Source organism: Streptomyces griseoloalbus (assembly GCA_014650015.1).
GTDB classification, from domain to species: domain Bacteria; phylum Actinomycetota; class Actinomycetes; order Streptomycetales; family Streptomycetaceae; genus Streptomyces; species Streptomyces griseoloalbus.
In genome coordinates this window covers 157,437-177,558 of the sequence record BMUD01000017.1, presented here as the reverse complement: position 1 = coordinate 177,558, position 20,122 = coordinate 157,437, and the positions used below count along the sequence as shown (strand labels likewise).

Annotated in this window: 16 protein-coding genes; 8 read left to right on the top strand and 8 right to left on the bottom strand. The window is 71.3% G+C overall.

Annotation, left to right across the window (positions count from 1 at the left end; all coding sequences use genetic code 11):
* Positions 1-608, top strand: a 608-nt coding sequence (locus tag IE178_RS24895) for a phosphoglucose isomerase-related protein (RefSeq protein ID WP_498370643.1), incomplete at its 5' end; no start/stop codon positions are given.
* A gap of 90 nt (positions 609-698) precedes the next feature.
* Positions 699-1,682 (top strand): hypothetical protein, encoded by a 984-nt coding sequence (locus IE178_RS24890; protein WP_193513838.1) that lies wholly within the window; start codon positions 699-701, stop codon positions 1,680-1,682.
* Positions 1,683-1,699: 17 nt separating this feature from the next.
* On the opposite strand, the gene IE178_RS24885 is transcribed toward IE178_RS24890, so the two are convergent.
* Genes IE178_RS24885 through IE178_RS24875 form a run of 3 tightly spaced genes read right to left on the bottom strand, consistent with a single transcriptional unit; the run spans position 1,700 to position 5,289 of the window.
* A complete protein-coding gene (locus tag IE178_RS24885; RefSeq protein ID WP_184763513.1) occupies positions 1,700-3,982 on the bottom strand; it encodes an ABC transporter permease in 2,283 nt (760 codons plus the stop codon).
* A gap of 42 nt (positions 3,983-4,024) precedes the next feature.
* Positions 4,025-4,777: an ABC transporter ATP-binding protein gene (locus tag IE178_RS24880; RefSeq protein WP_193513837.1), complete on the bottom strand. Its 753-nt coding sequence runs from the start codon at positions 4,775-4,777 to the stop codon at positions 4,025-4,027.
* A complete protein-coding gene (locus IE178_RS24875; protein WP_193513836.1) occupies positions 4,774-5,289 on the bottom strand; it encodes a PadR family transcriptional regulator in 516 nt (171 codons plus the stop codon). Before IE178_RS24875 ends, IE178_RS24880 begins: the two co-directional genes overlap by 4 nt.
* A 127-nt stretch (positions 5,290-5,416) precedes the next feature.
* Between IE178_RS24875 and IE178_RS24870 the strand changes: the two genes are divergently transcribed.
* The 5 genes from IE178_RS24870 to IE178_RS24850 all read left to right on the top strand — a co-directional run bounded on the left by IE178_RS24870 (position 5,417) and on the right by IE178_RS24850 (position 12,064).
* Complete coding sequence (locus IE178_RS24870; protein ID WP_193513835.1) at positions 5,417-6,688, top strand: ABC transporter substrate-binding protein; 1,272 nt, start codon at positions 5,417-5,419, stop codon at positions 6,686-6,688.
* A gap of 178 nt (positions 6,689-6,866) precedes the next feature.
* Positions 6,867-8,489, top strand: coding sequence for a glycoside hydrolase family 13 protein (locus tag IE178_RS24865; RefSeq protein ID WP_193513834.1), 1,623 nt, complete (start codon positions 6,867-6,869; stop codon positions 8,487-8,489).
* Between the two features lie 40 nt (positions 8,490-8,529).
* Positions 8,530-9,858 carry an ABC transporter substrate-binding protein gene (locus IE178_RS24860; protein ID WP_193513833.1) on the top strand — a complete coding sequence of 443 codons (1,329 nt, stop codon included), beginning with the start codon at positions 8,530-8,532 and terminating at the stop codon, positions 9,856-9,858.
* Between the two features lie 5 nt (positions 9,859-9,863).
* Entirely contained in the window at positions 9,864-11,228 is a 1,365-nt protein-coding gene (locus IE178_RS24855) for an ABC transporter permease (protein ID WP_193513832.1), read from the top strand.
* A complete protein-coding gene (locus IE178_RS24850; RefSeq protein ID WP_184763520.1) occupies positions 11,225-12,064 on the top strand; it encodes a carbohydrate ABC transporter permease in 840 nt (279 codons plus the stop codon). The genes IE178_RS24855 and IE178_RS24850 overlap by 4 nt, the downstream gene beginning before the upstream one ends.
* A 127-nt stretch (positions 12,065-12,191) precedes the next feature.
* On the opposite strand, the gene pgl is transcribed toward IE178_RS24850, so the two are convergent.
* From pgl to tkt, 5 genes are read right to left on the bottom strand one after another with little or no spacing between them, the layout of a single operon-like run.
* A complete protein-coding gene (gene pgl / locus IE178_RS24845; protein ID WP_193513831.1) occupies positions 12,192-12,977 on the bottom strand; it encodes a 6-phosphogluconolactonase in 786 nt (261 codons plus the stop codon).
* Positions 12,974-14,038 carry a glucose-6-phosphate dehydrogenase assembly protein OpcA gene (gene opcA, locus IE178_RS24840; RefSeq protein WP_193513830.1) on the bottom strand — a complete coding sequence of 355 codons (1,065 nt, stop codon included), beginning with the start codon at positions 14,036-14,038 and terminating at the stop codon, positions 12,974-12,976. The genes pgl and opcA overlap by 4 nt, the downstream gene beginning before the upstream one ends.
* Positions 14,035-15,558 (bottom strand): glucose-6-phosphate dehydrogenase, encoded by a 1,524-nt coding sequence (gene zwf / locus IE178_RS24835; RefSeq protein ID WP_184763523.1) that lies wholly within the window; start codon positions 15,556-15,558, stop codon positions 14,035-14,037. Before zwf ends, opcA begins: the two co-directional genes overlap by 4 nt.
* Before the next feature lie 4 nt (positions 15,559-15,562).
* Positions 15,563-16,681: a transaldolase gene (gene tal, locus IE178_RS24830; protein ID WP_193513829.1), complete on the bottom strand. Its 1,119-nt coding sequence runs from the start codon at positions 16,679-16,681 to the stop codon at positions 15,563-15,565.
* A 34-nt stretch (positions 16,682-16,715) separates the two neighbouring features.
* The gene (gene tkt, locus IE178_RS24825; protein ID WP_184763525.1) at positions 16,716-18,803 is read right to left on the bottom strand and encodes a transketolase; all 2,088 of its coding nucleotides are present in this window, start codon (positions 18,801-18,803) and stop codon (positions 16,716-16,718) included.
* Positions 18,804-19,144: 341 nt separating this feature from the next.
* Here tkt and IE178_RS24820 point away from each other — a divergent pair, with 341 nt between their 5' ends.
* Positions 19,145-20,098: a heme o synthase gene (locus tag IE178_RS24820; protein ID WP_184763526.1), complete on the top strand. Its 954-nt coding sequence runs from the start codon at positions 19,145-19,147 to the stop codon at positions 20,096-20,098.
* Positions 20,099-20,122: the final 24 nt, after the last annotated feature.

Genomic DNA, 20,122 nt, shown 5'->3' with positions numbered 1-20,122 from the left:
CCGCCTACCTCCAGCAGCTCGACATGGAGTCCAACGGCAAGTACGTCGGCCGGGACGGGCGCGAGGTGGAGTGGCAGACGGGACCGGTGGTGTGGGGCACGCCCGGCACCAACGGCCAGCACGCCTACTACCAGTTGATCCACCAGGGTACGAAGCTGATCCCGGCCGACTTCATCGGCTTCGCCGAGCCCGTCGCCGAGCTCAGCGACGAACTCAAGGCGCAGCACGACCTGTTGATGGCCAACTTCTTCGCCCAGACCCAGGCGCTCGCCTTCGGCAAGACCCCGGACGAGGTGCGCGGCGAGGGGGTGCCCGAGGAACTGGTCCCGCACAAGACGTTCAAGGGCAACCACCCCACGACCACCATCCTCGCGCGCGAGCTGACGCCGTCCGTGCTCGGCCAGCTCGTCGCGCTCTACGAGCACAAGGTGTTCGTGCAGGGCGCGATCTGGAACATCGACTCCTTCGACCAGTGGGGCGTCGAACTCGGCAAGGTGCTCGCCAAGCGTGTCGAGCCCGCCCTCACCGAGGGTGCCGAGGTGCCCGGCCTGGACGCTTCCACCACGGCGCTGGTCGCCACCTACCGGGAGCTGCGCGGGCGGCAGTGACGACGGTGCGGGAAAGCGGGCGGCGGGACGCCGTCCGCTTACCGTAGACTCCACGGCGTTCATCACAGCGAGCGCTCGGGGGAGCACAAGGTGGCACGTACGCGCGGAAGTTGGACCGGTGGTGCGCTGACGCTCCGGTCGGTCCTGATGCCCCAGTACTTCGCGCGGGCGGTGTTCCACCCCGCGTGGATCCCCGCTTCGCTCGACCCGTCGATCGAGCGGCTCAAACGCTTCCGGATCATCGCCGGGGCGGTGGCCTCGGTGGGTGTCTACACCTACATCGAGGGCGGCTTCGCCGTCACGGAACTGCTGGAGAACGCGCTGACCGCCTCGGTGGTGCTGCTGTTCCTCACTCCGATGACGGTCGGTGTGATGCTCTTCGTGTGGCGGCGCACCGGCACGGTACGGCAGTTGCGGGTGCCGCTCTTCAACGCCCTTAAACTGCTGCTGCTGTTCATCGCCTGTGTCGTGGCCCTGGTGCTGCTGGTGCAGACGACGAACTCGGCAGGAGGAAACGTCGCCGTGATCCTGGGCGTGGGCCTGACGATGATGTGGATGCTCATCTTCGTGGCCTACGGTGCCGTGCGGGTCTCCGGCAACTTCTTCGGCACGGCCGCCGTGCACCGCTCCCTGCCGGCCCTGCTCGCCACGGTGACCAGCTGGCTGATGGCCATCCCCGACCTGGTCACCGGTGATCTGCACGGGCTCAGTCTCACCATGGGCATCGTCTTCATCCTCGGCGCCCCGGTCACGGTCACGGTGATCGCCCTGGTGGAGATGGGCCGGCTGAAGCGGCGCTACGGCATCAGGCTGGGCACCCACCCGGCGAGCCTCCCGCCCCTCCCGGGCCACACCCCGCCGGTGCCGCCCACCATGCCCCCGACGGGACTGCCGCACGTACCGCCGCAGGGGAACCCCTACGGCTACCCGCACCCGCCCACGACGGGCGGTCACCCATACGTGCCGGGAGCGGGCGGTCACCCGTACGCGCCGGGAGCGGGCGGCAACCCGTACACCCCGTACCCGCAGCCGCCGTACAACCCGCCGAACCCGAACGGCCCCTACGGCGGCTGACCGGGCCGGCCGGGACCTCAGGCCACCGCGCTCAGGGTGTCCGCGAGGCGGCGGCGGGCCGCTCGCGCGGCCGGGAGGGCGGCGAGGGCGGCGGCGCCCAGCACGGCGGCCGTCCCGAGCAGCAGCAGGAGCGCGGGGGAGGGCCCCTGGGCGATCCCGGCGCCGACGCCGCTCGACCTCCCCTGGGCGTCGATCAGCCAGTGCGCCAGCGGCAGCCCCAGGGCGGTGGCCAGGAGCACGGCCGCGAGGGCCGTACCGGCCGTGGCCGTGACCGTGACGGCGGTGATCTGCCGCGGGGACAGGCCGATGGCCTTGAGGGCCAGCAGGTCCCGCTCGCCCTCGCGGACCGTGCCGCCGATCGCCGTCAGCAACTCGATCAGTCCGATCAGGGCGAGGATGACGATCAGCCCGAGGACGACCGCGCGCAGCGGGGACAGCTCGTCGGCCGGGTTGGTCACGGTGCGAACGTCCAGGTGGCCGCGGCCCGCCGCGGCCAGCCGGTCGGCGACCGTACCCGGGTCGGCGCCGGAGTCCAGCCGGAGCTGGTAGACGCTCGGCCTGAGCCCCGGGTCGTTGGCGCGGAGGGTGTCGAGCGAGGTGGAGATGACCCGGCCGGCGTTCTCCGGTTCGATGCTGCGGCCGACGATGTGCAGGATCTGCGGCCGGTCGCCGACGGTCATCCGGACCCAGTCGCCGACCCGGACGTGCAGCAGGTCGAGCAGCCCCTGACCGGCCACCGCCTCGTCCGTCCCGCGGGCGGCACGGCCCTCGGCCAGCGTGAACGGGTACGGCTCCCGCTGGGTGCCGAGGCCGCGCAGGGCGATGGTGGCGGTCTGGCCGGGGACCAGCGCGGCCACCTCCACGCCCGGATAGGCGGCGGCGACCTGAGGATCGCGCTCCAGCAGGGCGTGGGCCTCCCGGTCGCTCAGTGAGGCGTCCGCGCGCGCACTGAGTGCCGTGGGCAGGCCCATCCGCTCGGGGCTGCCGTGGAAGCGGTCGATGGTGGTCCACGCGCTCAGCGCCACGACGATCAGCAGCAGCGGCAGCGCCAGCCTGCCCACCGCGCCCAGGGAACGCGATCGGCGCGTGAACGCCTTGTGCCAGCCCAGGACCAGCGCCGGCGGCACCCGTGCCCCCAGCGCCCGGCGCGCCACGCCGGTCAGCCGTCCGGCCGGGGACGCCGTCGGCCGCGGCACGGGCACCGGCGGCACCCGTCCCGCCCGCCAGGCGGCCAGCCCCGTGGTCGCGCCGATGAACAGCACCGCCCCCACCGGCACCACGAACAGCGCCACGGTGTGTCCGGGCAGTCCCTGCCACACGTCGACCGCGTCCCCGAGCCGCCCCGGGACCCCGCTGCCCAGCGCCTCGGTGAGCACGGCGGCGGCCACCGCGCCGAGCAGGGCGTAGACCAGGTGCTGGATCAGGAAGACGCGTACGACCTGGCCGGGGGTGAAGCCGATCGCCTTGAGGACGGAGATGTCCCGCAGATGCCCGCGGATCCGGGTGGCGATCGCCCCGTGCACGGCGAGCCCGGCGGCGACCAGCGCGCCCAGTCCGAACAGGCCCAGCACCTGGCCGAGCAGCCGGTTGTCGCCCTGGGCCTCGGCGCGCGCCTGCTGCCAGGTGGCGACCTCGCCGATCGCCCCGGCGCCCAGTTCGGTCACCGCCCGCTGCACGGCGTACCCGGTGTCGCCCGGGTCGGTCAGCCGCAGCCCGACCACCTGGCCGTCCGGGGCCGCCACGGCCGACGGCAGCGCCCACACCAGGCCGGTGCGCTCACCCGGCCGGTAGCGGGGCTCGGCGCTGTCGGCGATGCCCACCACGGTCAGCCGCCGGGCGGTGCCGGGCACGGTGAGCGTGTCACCGGGCGCCGTCAGCAGTGCGCGGGCGAGGCGGCTCTCCAGGACCACGCCGTCGGGGGTGGCCGGGTCCAGCCAGTGCCCGGAGGCGATCAGCGGGCGGCCCACCTCGGGACGAGCGGGGGTGCCGCGCAGTTCGACGGAGGCACGGCCGCCCTGCGAGGCCAGGGTGAGCGAGGCCGTGGGGTAGGGGCCGGCGACCGACTCCACCCCGTCCAGGCCGGCCAGCTTCCCGGCGTCCGCGGAGGCGGGGGTGTGCAGCGTCACGTGCGCGCCGTGCGCCTGCGTGAAGACCCGCTGCCAGGGGTTGGTCGCATACCCGAACAGCGCCGTGGCCAGCAGCAGGGACGCGACGATGCCCGCGGTGGCGAGGACCAGGAACAGCGCCTCACCACGGTGCGTGCGCAGATCGGAGTGCGCCCAGCGCAGCGTCGCTCGCACCGGCCTCAGTCCCTTTGCGCGGGGCGGTCGTGGAAGCGCATGTCAGTCCTTGAGCTCCAGCACACCCGATATCCCGGTCCGGCGCGGCGGGGTGCCGCCGTCGAGTTCCGCGTCGTCGGCGATCCGGCCGTCGAAAAAGCTGATCACCCGGTCCGCGGCGCTCGCCAGCCGGGCGTCGTGCGTGACCAGCAGGATCGTCTGCCCGCGCTGATGGAAGCGGGACAGCAGCCGCATCACTTCGCGGGTGCCCTTGCTGTCCAGGCTGCCCGCGGGCTCGTCGGCCAGCAGCAGTGGGGGATGGTTGACCAGCGCCCGGGCCAGCGCGACCCGTTGCTGCTCACCGCCGGACAGCTCGCCCGGCATGCTCCGCTCCTTGCCCGCCAGGCCCAGCTCGGCCAGGAGTTCCTCGCGCCCGGCCCGGGCCTTCTTCGGCGGCACCCCGGCCAGCAGGGCGGGCAGCTCCACGTTGTCGGCGACGGACAGGCCGGAGACGAGATTGAAGAACTGGAAGACGATCCCGATGCGCTTACGGCGCTCCACCGCCCACCGCGCCTCGCCGTAGCCGTCGGTGCACTCGCCGTCCAGCCAGATGCTGCCCGCGTCCGGCCGCTGGAGCCCGCCGAGCAGATGCAGCAGCGTCGACTTGCCCGCCCCCGACGGGCCGGTGATCGCCACGAACTCGCCCCGCGTCACCCGCAGGTCGACCCCGCGCACGGCGTGTGCCGGGGCGCCCTCGCCGTGGTGCGTCTTGACCAGGCCTTCGGCGCGCAGCACGGGAGCGGGACTCTCGCTCACTGAAGCTCCTCCAGCTCTTCCTGGCACCGCTCCAGCCAGTCGAGGTCGGCCTGCAGATGCAGCATCGCGCCCTCGATCAGCAGATGGGACATGCGGTTGTCCCGGTCCTCGGCGGCGGCCAGCTTCGACAACTGCCGCATGGTGTTCAGGTACTGGCGCCGCTGTCGGTTGATCAGGGCGATCTGGTCGGCGAGACCGGTCTGCGGGGCCAGGGCCAGTTTCATGAAGAACTCGTCCCGCACCCGCGGCTCGTCCGCCGTCTCCTCGTACCAGGCGCGCAGCGCCGCCCGCCCGGCGTCGGTGAGGTGGTAGACCTTCTTGTTGGGCCGGCCGGCCTGCTCGACGTCCTCGCCCTCGATCAGTCCGGTCTTCTCGAGGCGGCCGAGGGTGACGTAGATCTGACCGACGTTCGGCTGAGGGTACGCGGAGCCCAGCAGTTGCTCAAGGTCCTGCTTGAGCTCGTAGCCGTGGGCCGGACCGCGGGCGAGCAGGCCCAGGAGGGGCAGCCGCACTTGTGCTCTCCTCCTCGCGCAACCTGGGTAATGTGCCGCAGGGCCTAGTATCGCCCATACCTAACAGGTATACATGGCCTCTGACCCCGGCAAGGGTGCCCGGGTGCCGGTGTACAGGGAGGAACCTATGCGGTGGATTCATGCCGCGGGTAGGGGCCTTCTTGTCCTGATCGTCGTCCTGACCGGTTATGCCGCCTCCGGAGCGCGGGCCGACCAGGCCGGTGCGGACGGCCGCGGGCCGCTCACCCTGGCCACCGCCGGCGACCTCACCGGCTACCTCGGCTCCGTGCTCGACGGCTGGAACCGCACCCACCCCGGTGAGAAGGTCACCCTCGTCGAACTGCCCGACTCGGCCGACGAGACCCGCGCCCAGATGATCACCGACCTGCGCGCCGGTGACCGCGGCCGGTTCGACGTGCTCAACATCGACGTCAGCTGGACCTCGGAGTTCGCCGCCGCCGGCTGGATCCGTCCGCTGCCCCGCGACCGCTTCCCGCTCGGCACCTTCCTGCCCCGGGTGGTGGACACGGCCACGTACGACGGCCGCCTCTACGCCGTCCCGTACGTCACCAACGCCGGACTGCTCCTGTACCGCAAGGACATCCTCGCCGCGGAGGACATCCCGCCGCCGCGCACCTGGGCCGAGCTGGAGCGGGCCGCGAAGACCCTCGCCCCACGGCACGGCCTCGACGGCTACGCGGGCCAGTTCCTGCCCTACGAGGGCCTGACCGTCAACGCGGCCGAGGCCGTCTACTCGGCGGGCGGCACCATCCTCGGCGACGAGGGCGAGCGCGTCACCGTGAACTCGCGGGCGGCCAGGGAGGGCATCGGCTTCCTGGCGCGCGGGGTCCGCGAGGGCTGGATCCCGGAAGAGGCGCTGACCTATAAGGAGGAGGAGTCCAAGCAGGCCTTCCAGGACGGCCGGCTGCTCTTCCTGCGCAACTGGCCGTACGCCTACGTCGCCGCCTCCGCCCCGGGCTCCGCGGTCGCCGGCAAGGTCGGTGCCGTACCGCTGCCGGGGCCGGACGGTGCCGGGACGAGTGTCCTCGGCGGATCCAACCTGGCCGTCGGCAGCCATGCCCGGCACCCGGACTCCGCCGCGCGCCTGATCGCGTACCTCACCAGCGAGCGCGTCCAGCGCCAGGTCCTCACGCGCGGCGCGCTGCCTCCGGTCCGGGCCGCGCTGTACGACGATCCCGGGCTGGTCCGGCGGTTCCCGTATCTGCCGACCCTGCGCGAGAGCGTGCTCGCCGCGGCTCCGCGCCCCAAGAGCCCGCACTACGACCAGGTGAGCCTGGTGGTGCAGGCGGTGGTGCGCGACGCGATGACCGGGCGGCAGACGCCCGAGGCCGCGGTGCGCCGGCTGGCGACCGAGCTGGCCGCCGTCTCTTCCCGCTAGCGCCCTCTAGTTACTCGTTAAGTAACGCGGACGTCTCAACTGGGTCCGTTGTGCCCGGGTTATTCCCGATATGCGCCTGCCAACTGGCCAGTGGTTCGCGTACGTTCATTGACACCCGCTCGACACCCGTACCTAACATGCATGCATAACGACTGCTCCTCACAGACAGGTCAATGGGGTGAACAGGCACCACTGGTGGCGTGACGCGGTGATCTATCAGGTGTACGTCCGCAGCTTCCTGGACAGCACCGGTGACGGCATCGGCGATCTCGCGGGGGTCAGGGCGGGACTGCCGTACCTGAAGAAGCTCGGCGTGGACGGGATCTGGCTGAGCCCCTTCTACCCCTCACCGCAGCACGACCACGGCTACGACGTGGCCGACTACTGCGACGTCGACCCGGTCTTCGGCGACCTCACCGAGTTCGACCTGCTGGTGGGGGCCGCCCGGCGGCTCGGCATCAAGGTGCTGCTCGACATCGTCCCCAACCACTGCTCCAGCGAGCACCCCTGGTTCCGCGAGGCACTCGCCGCGCCCCCCGGCAGCCCCGAGCGCGCCCGCTTCCACTTCGCCGACGGCCGCGGAGCCGACGGCGCGGAGCCGCCCAACAACTGGCACGCCATGTTCGGCGGCCCCGCCTGGACCCGGGTCACCGAACCGGACGGCCGCCCCGGCCAGTGGTACCTGCACATGTTCACGCCCGAGCAGCCGGACTGGAACTGGCGCGAGCCCCAGGTGGCCGCCGAGTTCGACCGGATACTCCGCTTCTGGCTGGACCGGGGCGTCGACGGCTTCCGCATCGACGTGGCCGCCGGCCTCTTCAAGCACCCCGAACTGCCCGACTCGCCCGACCCGCAGGCCGACGCCCGCACCCGCGACTCGGTCAACCCGCTCGCCTGGAACCAGCCCGAGGTGCACGACGTGTGGCGGCACTGGCGCGCGGTGTGCGAGGAGTACACCGCCCGCGACGGCCGCGAACGCCTCCTGGTCGGCGAGGTCTCCGTCCCCACCGCCCGCGAGCACGCGCGGTACGTCCGCCCGGACGAGCTGCACCAGGCCTTCTTCTTCGACCTGCTCGGCGCTCCCTGGGACGCCGACGCCTTCCGCAAGGTCATCTCCGAGGCCATGCAGGACATCGCCGGCACCGGCTCGACCGTCACCTGGGTCCTCAACAACCACGACCAGGTCCGCACCGTCACCCGCTACGGCGAACCCACTCCCCAGGGCAGCGGCCTCGGCACCGCCCGCGCCCGCGCCGCCGCGCTGCTGATGCTGGCGCTGCCCGGAGCCGCGTACATCTACCAGGGCGAGGAACTGGGCCTGCCCGAGGTCGTGGACCTGCCCGACGACGTGCTCACCGACCCGATCTTCCGCCGCACCGGCAGCCGGGAGCGGATCCGCGACGGCTGCCGGGTGCCGCTGCCCTGGTCGGGCCAGGCCTCCCCGTTCGGCTTCACCTCCGGCGCCGAAGGGGCCAAGCCCTGGCTGCCGCAGCCCGAGTGGTTCGCCGAGCACGCCACCGACCGCGCCCTCGCCGACACCCGCTCCTTCTGGCACCTGTACCGCGACGGCCTGCAACTGCGCGCCGCGCTGCCCCAGCTGGGCGAGGGCTCACTGCGCCCGCTGGACACCCAGCCCGGCGTCCTCGCCTTCGTCCGCGGCGACGACCTCGTCTGCGCGGTCAACTTCGGCACCGCCCCCGTACCCGCTCCGGTCCCCGGCACCCCGCTGCTCGCCAGCGGCCCGTGCCCGCCCGGAGTGCTCCCCGGCTCCACCGCCGCCTGGTGGATCGACGGCTCTTGAAACTCCGGTCAACTTCCGTATTCCCGAAGGGACATCGACGATGATGCGACGACGTACCACCCTGCTCACCGGATGCACCGCCCTCGTGCTCGCGCTCGGCGCGACCGCCTGCGGCAGCGGCGACCCCGTCTCGGCCGGCGGCGGCGACAAGGCGCTCAGCGGCCAGAGCGTCACCGTCGCCGGCGTGTGGTCCGGCAGCGAGCAGAAGAACTTCCAGAAGGTGCTGGACGCCTTCACCGAGAAGACCGGCGCCAAGACGCAGTTCGTGTCCACCGGCGACAACGTCTCCACCGTCGTCGGCAGCAAGATCGAGGGCGGCAACGCCCCCGACGTCGTCATGGTCCCGCAGGTCGGCGTGCTCAAGCAGTTCGCCGACCAGGGCTGGCTCAAGCCGCTGGACAAGAACGTCCAGTCGACCGTGGGCACCAACTTCGCGAAGGTGTGGCAGAACTACGGCAGCGTCGACGGCACCCTGTACGGCCTCTACTTCAAGGCCGCCCACAAGTCGACCGTCTGGTACAACCCCGAGGCCCTCGAACAGGCCGGCGTCACCCCGCCGAAGACCTACGACGCCATGCTGAAGGACGGGCGGACCATCTCCGACTCCGGCCTCGCGGCCTTCTCCGTCGCCGGACAGGACGGCTGGACGCTGACCGACTGGTTCGAGAACGTCTACCTCTCCCAGGCCGGGCCCGAGAAGTACGACGCCCTCGCCGCGCACGAGATCAAGTGGACCGACCCGACGGTCGTCGAGGCGCTCACCACCCTCGGCAAGCTGTTCAAGGACAAGCAGCTCGTCGCGGGCGGCCAGAAGGGGGCCCTCAACACCGACTTCCCCGGCTCGGTGGAGAAGGTCTTCGGCCCCAAGGCCGAGGCCGCCATGGTCTACGAGGGCGACTTCGTCGCCGGTGTCGCCAAGGACCAGTTCGGCAGGACCATCGGCACCGACGCGAACTTCTTCCCCTTCCCGCCGGTCGGCGACGGCAAGGCGCCCGTGGTCAGCGGCGGTGACGCGGCCGTCGTCCTGAAGGACGGCAAGAACAGCAAGGCGGGCATGGCACTCGTGGAGTACCTGGCCACCCCGGAGGCCGCCGCCGTGTGGGCCGAGGCGGGCGGCTTCCTCTCCCCGAACAAGGAGCTCGACCTCTCCTCCTACGGCGACGACGTCACCCGCGCCACCGCCGAGTCCCTGATCGAGGCCGGCGACTCGGTCCGCTTCGACATGTCCGACCAGGCCCCCGCCGCCTTCGGCGGCACCAAGGGCACCGGTGAGTGGAAGATCCTCCAGGACTTCCTGCGCGACCCGGCCGACCCGCGGAAGACCGCGGCCGAGCTCGAGGACGCCGCGGCCAAGGCCTACGGGAACTGACGGCCGTGACCGCCACACTGGTCAAAGAGGCGAGCCCCCCGACGCCCGCGCACCCCGACGGCGCGCGCGGCCGGCGCCTGCGCCGGCGGGGGCGGATCATCGCCCTGCTGTTCGTGCTCCCCGCGCTGCTCCTGCTGGGCGCCCTGGTCGTGTACCCGGTGCTGTTCTCCGTCGGCCGCAGCTTCTTCGACGCCACCGGCAACGAGTTCGTGGGCGGCGAGAACTACGCCGAGATGTTCCGGGACCCGGCCACCCTCACGGCCATCAGGAACACCGCGATCTGGGTCGTCGTGGCGCCGACGCTGCTGACCGGGCTCGGCCTGATCCTGGCCGTGCTGGTCGAGAAGGTCCGCTGGGCCACCGCCTTCAAGCTGCTGCTGTTCATGCCGATGGCGGTGTCCTTCCTCGCGGCAGGCATCATCTTCCGGCTCGCCTACGACGAGGACCCCGACAAGGGCGTGCTCAACGCCGCCGTCGTCTCCGTCCACGACGCCTTCAAGGACGCCTCCTCCTACCCGACCGCGCGCGCCCGTGACGACGAGGGCCTGACCAAGGAGGCGGACGGCTCGTACGTCACCGGCGCCGACGTCTCGCCCGGCGGTACGGCGGTGCTCGGCCTGGTCGGTGTCGCCCCCAAGGACCTGCCGGGCGACGCCGGACCCGCCCGCATGGCGGCGTCCCGCGAGGCCGGACCCGACGAGATCGGCGGCGTCGTGTACCTCGACTTCACCCCCGGCGGAGGGGGGAAGCCGGGCGTGGTCGACCGGAGCGAGAGCGGACTGCCCGGGATGAAGGTCGAGGCGGTCCGCGACGGCAGGACGGTCGCGAGCACGACCACCGCGGCCGACGGCTCCTTCCGCTTCACCGGTCTGGACGGCGGCTCCTACGCGATGAAGCTGCCCTCCTCCAACTTCGCGGCACCCTACGACGGCATCTCCTGGCTCGGCCCGGCGCTCGTCACGCCGGCGATCATCGGAGCGTACCTATGGATATGGACCGGTTTCGCGATGGTGCTGATCGGCGCGGGCCTTGCCACGCTGCCCCGGGACGCGCTGGAAGCGGCACGTATGGACGGTGCCAACGAGTGGCAGATCTTCCGGCGCATCACCGTCCCACTGCTCGCCCCCGTCCTCACCGTCGTCTTCGTGACCTTGGTGATCAACGTCATGAAGGTCTTCGACCTGGTTTACATCATCGCGCCGGGTCCCGTGCAGGAGGACGCGACGGTGCTCGCGACGCAGATGTGGCTGGTGTCGTTCGGCGGCGGCAACAACCAGGGCCTCGGCAGTGCGCTCGGTGTGCTGCTCCTGCTCCTGGTCATCCCGGCCATGGTGTTCAACGTCCGCCGTTTTCGAAGGAGTCAGCGATGAAGGCGATCCGGCGCGGCCTGAGCAACGCGGTGGTGCAGGCCTTCCTGGTCGTGATCGGCCTGGTCTGGATGACCCCGCTGGCCGGTCTGTTCCTGTCCTCGCTGCGGTCCGCCGAGGACACGGCCGAGGGCGGCTGGTGGACCGTGTTCACCGGCCCCGGGCAGCTGTCCTTCGACAACTACTCGGCGCTGCTGGAGAATTCGGGCATCACCCAGGCGTTCTGGAACACCGTGCTGATCTCGGTGCCGACGACCGTGCTGGTCGTGGTCGTGGCCGCGCTCGCCGGATACGCCTTCGCGTGGCTGGACTTTCCGGGGCGTGAGCCGGTGTTCCTCCTGGTGGTGGCGCTGCTCGTGGTGCCCGTACAGATCGGGCTGCTGCCGGTCGCCAAACTCTTCGGGCAGCTCGGCCTGTTCGGGACGATCCCCGGCGTGGTGCTCTTCCACGTGGCGTACGGACTGCCGTTCGCGGTGTTCCTGCTGCGGAACTACTTCGCCGAGATGCCGAAGGAGATGCTGGAGGCCGCGCGGATGGACGGCGGCAGCGAGTGGCGGATCTTCACCCGGCTGGTGCTGCCGGTGGGACGGCCGGCCATCGCCAGCCTCGCCATCTTCCAGTTCCTGTGGGTGTGGAACGACATGCTGGTGGCGCTGTTGTTCGCGGACAGTTCCGCGCAGCCGCTGACGGTGCAGCTGCAGTCGCAGATCCGGCAGTTCGGCAGCAACATCGATGTGCTGGCGCCGGGGGCGTTTCTGTCGCTGATCGTTCCGGTGGTCGTGTTCTTCGCGTTCCAGCGGCACTTCGTACAGGGGGTCATGGCGGGGTCCGTGAAGTAGCGGGCCCCGGCGGGGCGGTGGGGGTTCTCGCCCCCGCCGCCCCTTCCCGTTCCCGACCCCGGGGGCTGTGCCCCCGGACCTCCTTCGGCCCTGGACGGGCCTTGTCCTCAAGCGCCGGACGGGCTGATCAGGCCGACGCCGGCGGGTACAGCGACCTGGGCAGCTGTGAGGCCGCCGCCGCGTCCAGCAGCCACAGGGTGCGGGCGCGGCCCTGGGCGCCCGCCGCGGGAGCCTGGATCTCGCCCGCGCCCGACAGGGCGATCGCCGCGGCCTCGGCCTTGTCCTCGCCGGCGGCCAGCAGCCACACCTCGCGCGCCGCACGGATCGCCGGGAGGGTGAGGGTCACCCGGGTCGGCGGCGGCTTGGGGGCGCCGTGGACGCCGACCACCGTGCGCTCCGTCTCCCGGACGGCCGGCAGCTCCGGGAAGAGGGAGGCCACATGCGTGTCCGGGCCGACGCCCAGCATCAGGACGTCGAACGTGGGGACCGGGCCGTGGTTCTCCGGGTCCGCGGCGGCGGCCAGTTCCTCCGCGTAGGCCGCCGCCGCCGCGTCCACGTCCGTGCCGTGCGGGCCGTCGGACGCGGGCATCGCGTGCACGCGCTTCGGGTCCAGCGGCACCGCGTCGAGCAGCGCCTCACGGGCCTGGGTGACATTGCGCTCCGGATCACCCTCCGGCAGGAACCGCTCGTCACCCCACCACAGATCGAGCCGGCCCCAGTCGATCGCGTCCCGCGCCGGAGCCGCCGACAGCGCGGCCAGCAGGCCGTTGCCGTTGCGGCCGCCGGTCAGGACCACGGACGCCGAACCCCGCGAGGCCTGCGCGTCCACGATCCTGGTGATCAGCCGGGCCGCCGCGGCCTGCGCCATCAGATCCTTGTCCCGGTGCACGACCAGCTGCGGTGCCGTACTCACTTCGCCGCCGCCTTCTTCACCGGTGCCGGCGCCGTCGCCTCGGCCGCGGGAGCTTTCGCAGCCGACTCGACGGGCGCGGGGACGGCTTCGCGTGCCGGGCCTCCTTTGGCCGGCGGCTCACCGGACGGCCCGTCCGCACCCTTCAGCCGCTGCACGCCGTAGCGCAGCGCCGACGCGTAGGTGTCGTCCGGGTCCAGGCGCCGCAGTTCCTCCGCGATCAGCTCCGCCGTGTCCCGGCGCTTGAGCGCCACCGCACGCTTGGGCTGACCCTGGATGGACAGCGTCGCCAGCGAACCGTCGGCACGGTCCAGCACGATCGGACCGCAGTCGGTGTCCATGCGGACCGCCGTGAGCCCGGGGCCGTTCGACGCCGACCGCTTCACGGGAACGTCCAGCCGGTCCGCGAGCCACATCGCCAGCAGCTCGCAGCTCGGGTTGGACTCCTCGCCCTCCACCTCGACGCCCCGCACCTCGCAGTCGACCTGGTCCAGCGCCGCCGCCAGCATCGAACGCCACGGCGTGATGCGGGTCCACGACAGGTCCGTGTCGCCCGGCGTGTAGGCGTCCGCCCGGGCGGCGAGCTCCCGCACCGGCTGCTCACAGGCGTAGGTGTCGGTCACCCGGCGCTGGGCCAGTGCGCCCAGCGGATCCTTCGCCGGGTCCACCGGGGCGTTGACCGGCCACCACACCACCACCGGGGCGTCCGGCAGCAGCAGCGGCAGCACCACCGACTGGGCGTGGTCGACGACCTCGCCGTACAGCCGGAGCACCACCGTCTCGCCGGTGCCCGCGTCCGCGCCCACCCGCACCTCGGCGTCGAGGCGGGACTGCGTACGGTCACGGGGCGAGCGGGAGACACGCTTGATGACCACCAGCGTGCGCGAGGGATGCTCGCGCGAGGCGTCGCCGGCCGCCTTCAGCGCGTCGTAGGCGTTCTCCTCGTCCGTCACGATGACCAGCGTCAGCACCATGCCGACGGCCGGCGTGCCGATGGCCCGGCGGCCCTGCACCAGCGCCTTGTTGATTTTGCTGGCGGTGGTGTCCGTGAGGTCTGTCTTCATGGCCGGCGCCAGCTCCGTCCGTCTCGCTCGAGCATTTCGTCCGCCTCGACGGGCCCCCAGGTACCGGCGGGGTACTGGGCGGGCTTGCCGTTCTCGTCCCAGTACTCCTCGATCGGGTCGAGGATCTTCCAGGACAGCTCGACCTCCTCCGTGCGCGGGAAGAGGTTGGAGTCGCCGAGCAGCACGTCGAGGATCAGCCGTTCATACGCCTCCGGGCTGGACTCGGTGAACGACTCGCCGTAGGCGAAGTCCATCGACACGTCCCGGATCTCCATCGACGTGCCCGGCACCTTGGAACCGAAGCGCACCGTGACGCCCTCGTCCGGCTGGACCCGGATGACGATCGCGTTGGAGCCCAGCTCCTCGGTGGCCGTGGTGTCGAAGGGGGAGTGCGGCGCCCGCTGGAACACCACCGCGATCTCGGTGACCCGGCGGCCGAGCCGCTTGCCGGTGCGCAGATAGAAGGGGACGCCCGCCCAGCGGCGGTTGTCGATGCCCAGCTTGATCGCCGCGTAGGTGTCGGTCTTCGAGGAGGGGTCGATGCCCTCCTCCTCCAGATAGCCGACCGCCTTCGCGCCGCCCTGCCAGCCGGCCGCGTACTGCCCGCGCACGGTGTCCCGGCCCAGGTCCTTCGGCAGCCGCACGGCACCGAGCACCTTGGTCTTCTCCGCGGCCAGCGCGTCCGCGTCGAAGGAGGCGGGCTCCTCCATGGCGGTCAGCGCGAGCAGCTGGAGGAGGTGGTTCTGGATGACGTCGCGGGCGGCGCCGATGCCGTCGTAGTACCCGGCCCGGCCGCCGATGCCGATGTCCTCGGCCATGGTGATCTGCACGTGGTCGACGAAGGACCGGTTCCAGATCGGCTCGAACATCGTGTTGGCGAAGCGCAGCGCCAGGATGTTCTGGACGGTCTCCTTGCCCAGGTAGTGGTCGATCCGGAAGACCTGGTCCGGGGCGAACACCTCATGGACGATCGCGTTCAGTTCCTCGGCCGACTTCAGGTCGTGGCCGAAGGGCTTCTCGATGACCGCGCGCCGCCAGGAGCCGTCGGCCTGGTCGGCCAGCCCGTGCTTCTTCAGCTGCTGGATGACCACGGGGAAGGAGCGCGGCGGCACCGACAGGTAGAACGCGAAGTTGCCGCCCGTGCCCTGGGCCTTGTCCAGCTCCTCGATCGTGCCGCGCAGCCGCTCGAAGGAGTCGTCGTCGTCGAAGGTGCCCTGCACGAAGCGCATGCCCTGGATGAGCTGCTGCCAGACCTCCTCGCGGAAGGGGGTGCGGGCATGCTCCTTGACCGCGTCGTGGACCTCCTGGGCGAAGTCCTCGTGCGCCCACTCGCGGCGGGCGAAGCCCACCAGCGAGAAGCCCGGCGGCAGCAGGCCGCGGTTGGCGAGGTCGTACACGGCCGGCATCAGCTTCTTGCGGGACAGGTCGCCCGTCACACCGAAGATGACCAGGCCCGACGGCCCCGCGATACGCGGGAGCCGTCGGTCCGCCGGGTCACGCAGCGGGTTGCTGCTCGACAAGGTCTCAGCCCTCCGAGGGGGCGAGGCGCTGGAGCTCCGCCTCGGTCGACTTCAACAGGTCGTTCCAGGACGTCTCGAACTTGTCGACGCCCTCGTCCTCCAGGAGCCGCACCACGTCGTCGTAGGCGATGCCGAGTGCCTCGACCGCGTCGAGGTCGGCGCGCGCCTGCTCGTAGGTGCCGGCGACGGCGTCGCCCCGGATCTCGCCCTGCTCCTCGGTGGCCACCAGCGTCGCCTCCGGCATGGTGTTCACCGTGTTCGGCGCCACCAGCTCGTCGACGTACATCGTGGCCTTGTACGCCTTGTCCTTCACACCGGTCGACGCCCACAGCGGACGCTGCTTGTTGGCGCCCTCGCGCTCCAGCGCGTTCCAGCGGTCGGTGGAGAAGACCTCCTCGTACGCCTGGTAGGCGAGGCGGGCGTTGGCGATGGCGGCCTTGCCGCGCAGCGCCGTGGCCTCGGCGGTGCCGAGTGCGTCGATGCGCTTGTCGATCTCGGTGTCCACGCGGGACACGAAGAAGGACGCCACCGAGTGGATCTTCGAGAGGTCCAGGCCCTTGGCCTTCGCCTGCTCCAGACCCGCCTGGTAGGCGTCCATGACCTCGCGGTAGCGCTCCAGCGAGAAGATCAGCGTGACGTTGACGCTGATCCCGGCACCGATCACCTCGGTGATCGCCGGCAGGCCCGCCTTGGTGGCCGGGATCTTGATCAGGGTGTTGGGCCGGTCCACCAGCCACGCCAGCTGCCGGGCCTCGGCCACCGTCGCCCTGGTGTTGTGCGCCAGACGCGGGTCGACCTCGATCGAGACCCGGCCGTCCTGGCCGCCGGTGGCGTCGAAGACCGGGCGCAGGATGTCGGCGGCGTCGCGGACGTCCGCCGTGGTGATCATCCGAATGGCCTCTTCGACGGTGACCTTGCGGGCGGCGAGGTCGGTCAGCTGCTGGTCGTAGCCGTCGCCCTCGGAGATCGCCTTCTGGAAGATCGTCGGGTTGGTGGTGACGCCCACGACGTGCTGCTGGTCGATCAGCTCGGCGAGGTTGCCGGACGTGATGCGCTTGCGCGACAGGTCGTCCAGCCAGATCGCGACGCCCTCCTCGGAGAGGCGCTTCAGTGCGTCTGTCATGGAAATTCCATCTCCTACGTGTCGTGTATGAGCGTCAGCGCCGGGCGGCGGCGATCGATTCCCGGGCGACGGCGGCCACGTTCTCGGCGGTGAAGCCGAACTCCTCGAAGAGGACCTTGCCGTCGGCGGAGGCACCGAAGTGCTCCAGCGACACGATGCGGCCGGCGTCCCCCACGTACTTGTGCCAGGTGAGGCCGATGCCCGCCTCGACGGCGACGCGCGCCTTCACGGACGGCGGCAGGACGCTGTCCCGGTACCCCTGGTCCTGCTCCTCGAACCACTCCACCGACGGCATCGACACCACGCGGGTCGGGACACCGGCGGCCTGGAGCTGCTCGCGGGCCCCGACGGCGACGTGCACCTCGGAACCGGTCGCGATCAGGATCACCTGCGGCTCACCGCCGTCGGCGTCGAACAGCACGTAGCCGCCGCGGGCGGCGTCCTCGTTCGGCGCGTACGTCGGCACGCCCTGGCGGGTGAGCGCCAGACCGTGCGGGGCGCCCTTGCCGAACTCCTTCGTCCAGCGGGTGAGGATCTCCCGCCAGGCGATCGCGGTCTCGTTGGCGTCCGCCGGGCGGACGACGTTCAGACCCGGGATGGCGCGCAGCGAGGCCAGGTGCTCGACCGGCTGGTGGGTGGGGCCGTCCTCGCCCAGACCGATGGAGTCGTGCGTCCACACGTACGTCACCGGCAGGTGCATCAGCGCGGACAGGCGCACCGCGTTGCGCATGTAGTCGGAGAACACCAGGAAGGTGCCGCCGTAGATGCGGGTGTTGCCGTGCAGCGCGATGCCGTTCATCTCCGCGGCCATCGCGTGCTCGCGGATGCCGAAGTGGATCGTGCGGCCGTAGGGGTTCGCCTCCGGCAGCGGGTTGCCCGCCGGGAGGAACGACGACGTCTTGTCGATCGTGGTGTTGTTGGAGCCCGCCAGGTCGGCCGAGCCGCCCCACAGCTCCGGGACCACCGCGCCGAGCGCCTGGAGGACCTTGCCGGACGCGGCACGGGTGGCCACGCCCTTGCCCGGCTCGAAGACCGGGATGGCGTCCTGCCAGCCCTTGGGCAGCTCACCCGCGGCGATGCGGTCGAACTCGGCGGCGCGCTCGGGGTTGTTGTCCCGCCACTGCTGGAAGGACTTCTCCCACACCGCGCGGGCCGCCTGGCCCCGCTCCAGCGCCTTGCGGGTGTGTCCGATGACCTCGTCGGTCACCTCGAACGCCTGCTCCGGGTCGAAGCCGAGCACGCGCTTGGTGGCCGCGACCTCGTCGTCGCCCAGCGCCGAGCCGTGCGCGGCCTCGGTGTTCTGCGCGTTCGGCGCCGGCCAGGCGATGATCGACCGCATGGCGATGAAGGACGGCTTGTCCGTGACCTTCTTCGCCTCCTGGATCGCGTCGTAGATCGCGCTCGGGTCCAGGTCGCCGTCCGGCCTCGGGGCGACGCGCTGCACATGCCAGCCGTACGCCTCGTACCGCTTGCAGGTGTCCTCCGAGACGGCCGTCTCGGTGTCGCCCTCGATCGAGATGTGGTTGTCGTCCCACAGCAGGACCAGGTTGCCGAGCTTCTGGTGCCCGGCCAGCGAGGACGCCTCGGCGGAGATGCCCTCCTGGAGGCAGCCGTCACCGGCGATGCAGTAGACGAAGTGGTCGAAGGGGGACTCGCCCTCGGCGGCCTCCGGGTCGAACAGGCCCCGCTCGAAGCGGGCGGCCATGGCCATGCCCACGGCGTTGGCGACACCCTGGCCCAGCGGGCCGGTCGTCGTCTCCACGCCCGTGGTGTGCCCGTACTCCGGGTGGCCCGGCGTCTTCGAGCCCCAGGTGCGGAAGGCCTTCAGGTCGTCCAGCTCCAGGCCGAAGCCGGCCAGGTACAGCTGGGTGTAGAGGGTCAGGGACGAGTGGCCGGCGGACAGCACGAAACGGTCGCGCCCGACCCAGTCGGCGTCCGCCGGGTCGTGCCGCATCACCTTCTGGAAGAGGGTGTAGGCGGCAGGCGCCAGGCTCATCGCCGTACCCGGATGGCCGTTACCGACCTTCTGTACGGCATCGGCGGCCAGGACGCGGGCGGTGTCCACGGCCCGCTGGTCCAACTCGGTCCACTCGAGGTCTGTGGTGGTCGGCTTGGTGCTCACCCTGAGTCAGGGCTCCTCTCCACATGTCGGATGCCGATGACTGCCCACCGGCGTTGTCGAGCCTACCCCCGTAGGACGTGCGTTTTTTCGAGTCGTAACAGACTGCGGGCACTGCCGTGTAATTGCCTCCTGACCGGTTCGTTTCCCCGTTCGGCAGATGAATACGGGGCCGCTCATCCGGGTGCTCAATCGAGCTCGCGGGCGCCCCTCGGAGGGCGCCGTCCAACACGACCCGACCCCCGCGAATGTCCGGGTCTGGGCAACGTCTACAGTGGCGTGGTACGCGCGAGCCTTTACCGCCACTTCACCAGGGGGAGGCTTGCTGGGATGTCTCTGTAGGGGTGTGCGTGACGGCCGTTGAATCCCGTCCAGCGGGGGTAGTGGGGACCAGTCAGAGCCCTGCCCATCGGCCGTTCGGGGCCCGTGCGATGGCGTTCGTGGCTCTCACCAAGCCGAGGATCATCGAGCTGCTGCTCATCACCACCGTCCCGGTGATGTTCCTGGCGGAGCGCGGCGTGCCCGACCTGACGCTGGTGCTGCTGACCTGCGTGGGCGGCTATCTGTCCGCGGGCGGCGCCAACGCGCTCAACATGTACATCGACCGCGACATCGACGCGCTGATGGACCGCACCTCGCAGCGCCCGCTGGTGACCGGCATGGTCAGCCCGCGCGAGTGCCTGGTCTTCGGCATCGCCCTCGCCGTCGTCTCGACCCTGCTGTTCGGCCTCACCGTCAACTGGCTGTCCGCCTGGCTCGCCCTCGGCGCACTCCTCTTCTACGTCGTCGTCTACACGATGATCCTCAAGCGGCGCACGTCGCAGAACATCGTGTGGGGCGGCATCGCCGGCTGCATGCCGGTCCTGATCGGCTGGAGCGCGGTCACCGGCTCGATGGCGTGGGCGCCGGTCATCCTCTTCCTCGTCATCTTCTTCTGGACGCCGCCCCACTACTGGCCGCTGTCGATGAAGGTGAAGGACGACTACGCGCGCGTCGGCGTGCCGATGCTGCCGGTGATCGCCGGCAACAAGGCGGTCGCCAAGCAGATCGTGCTCTACAGCTGGGTCATGGTCGTGGTGTCCCTGCTGCTGACCCCGCTGGGCTACACGGGCTGGTTCTACACCGCGGTCGCGCTGGCCGCCGGCGGCTGGTGGCTGTGGGAGGCGCACGCGCTGCTGAACCGCGCGAAGGCGGAGGTGACGGGCGGCAAGCTCAAGGAGATGCGCCTGTTCCACTGGTCCATCACCTATGTGTCGCTGCTCTTCGTGGCCGTCGCGGTGGACCCCTTCCTGCGGTAGGCCCTCCGGCACCCGGACGCGGGC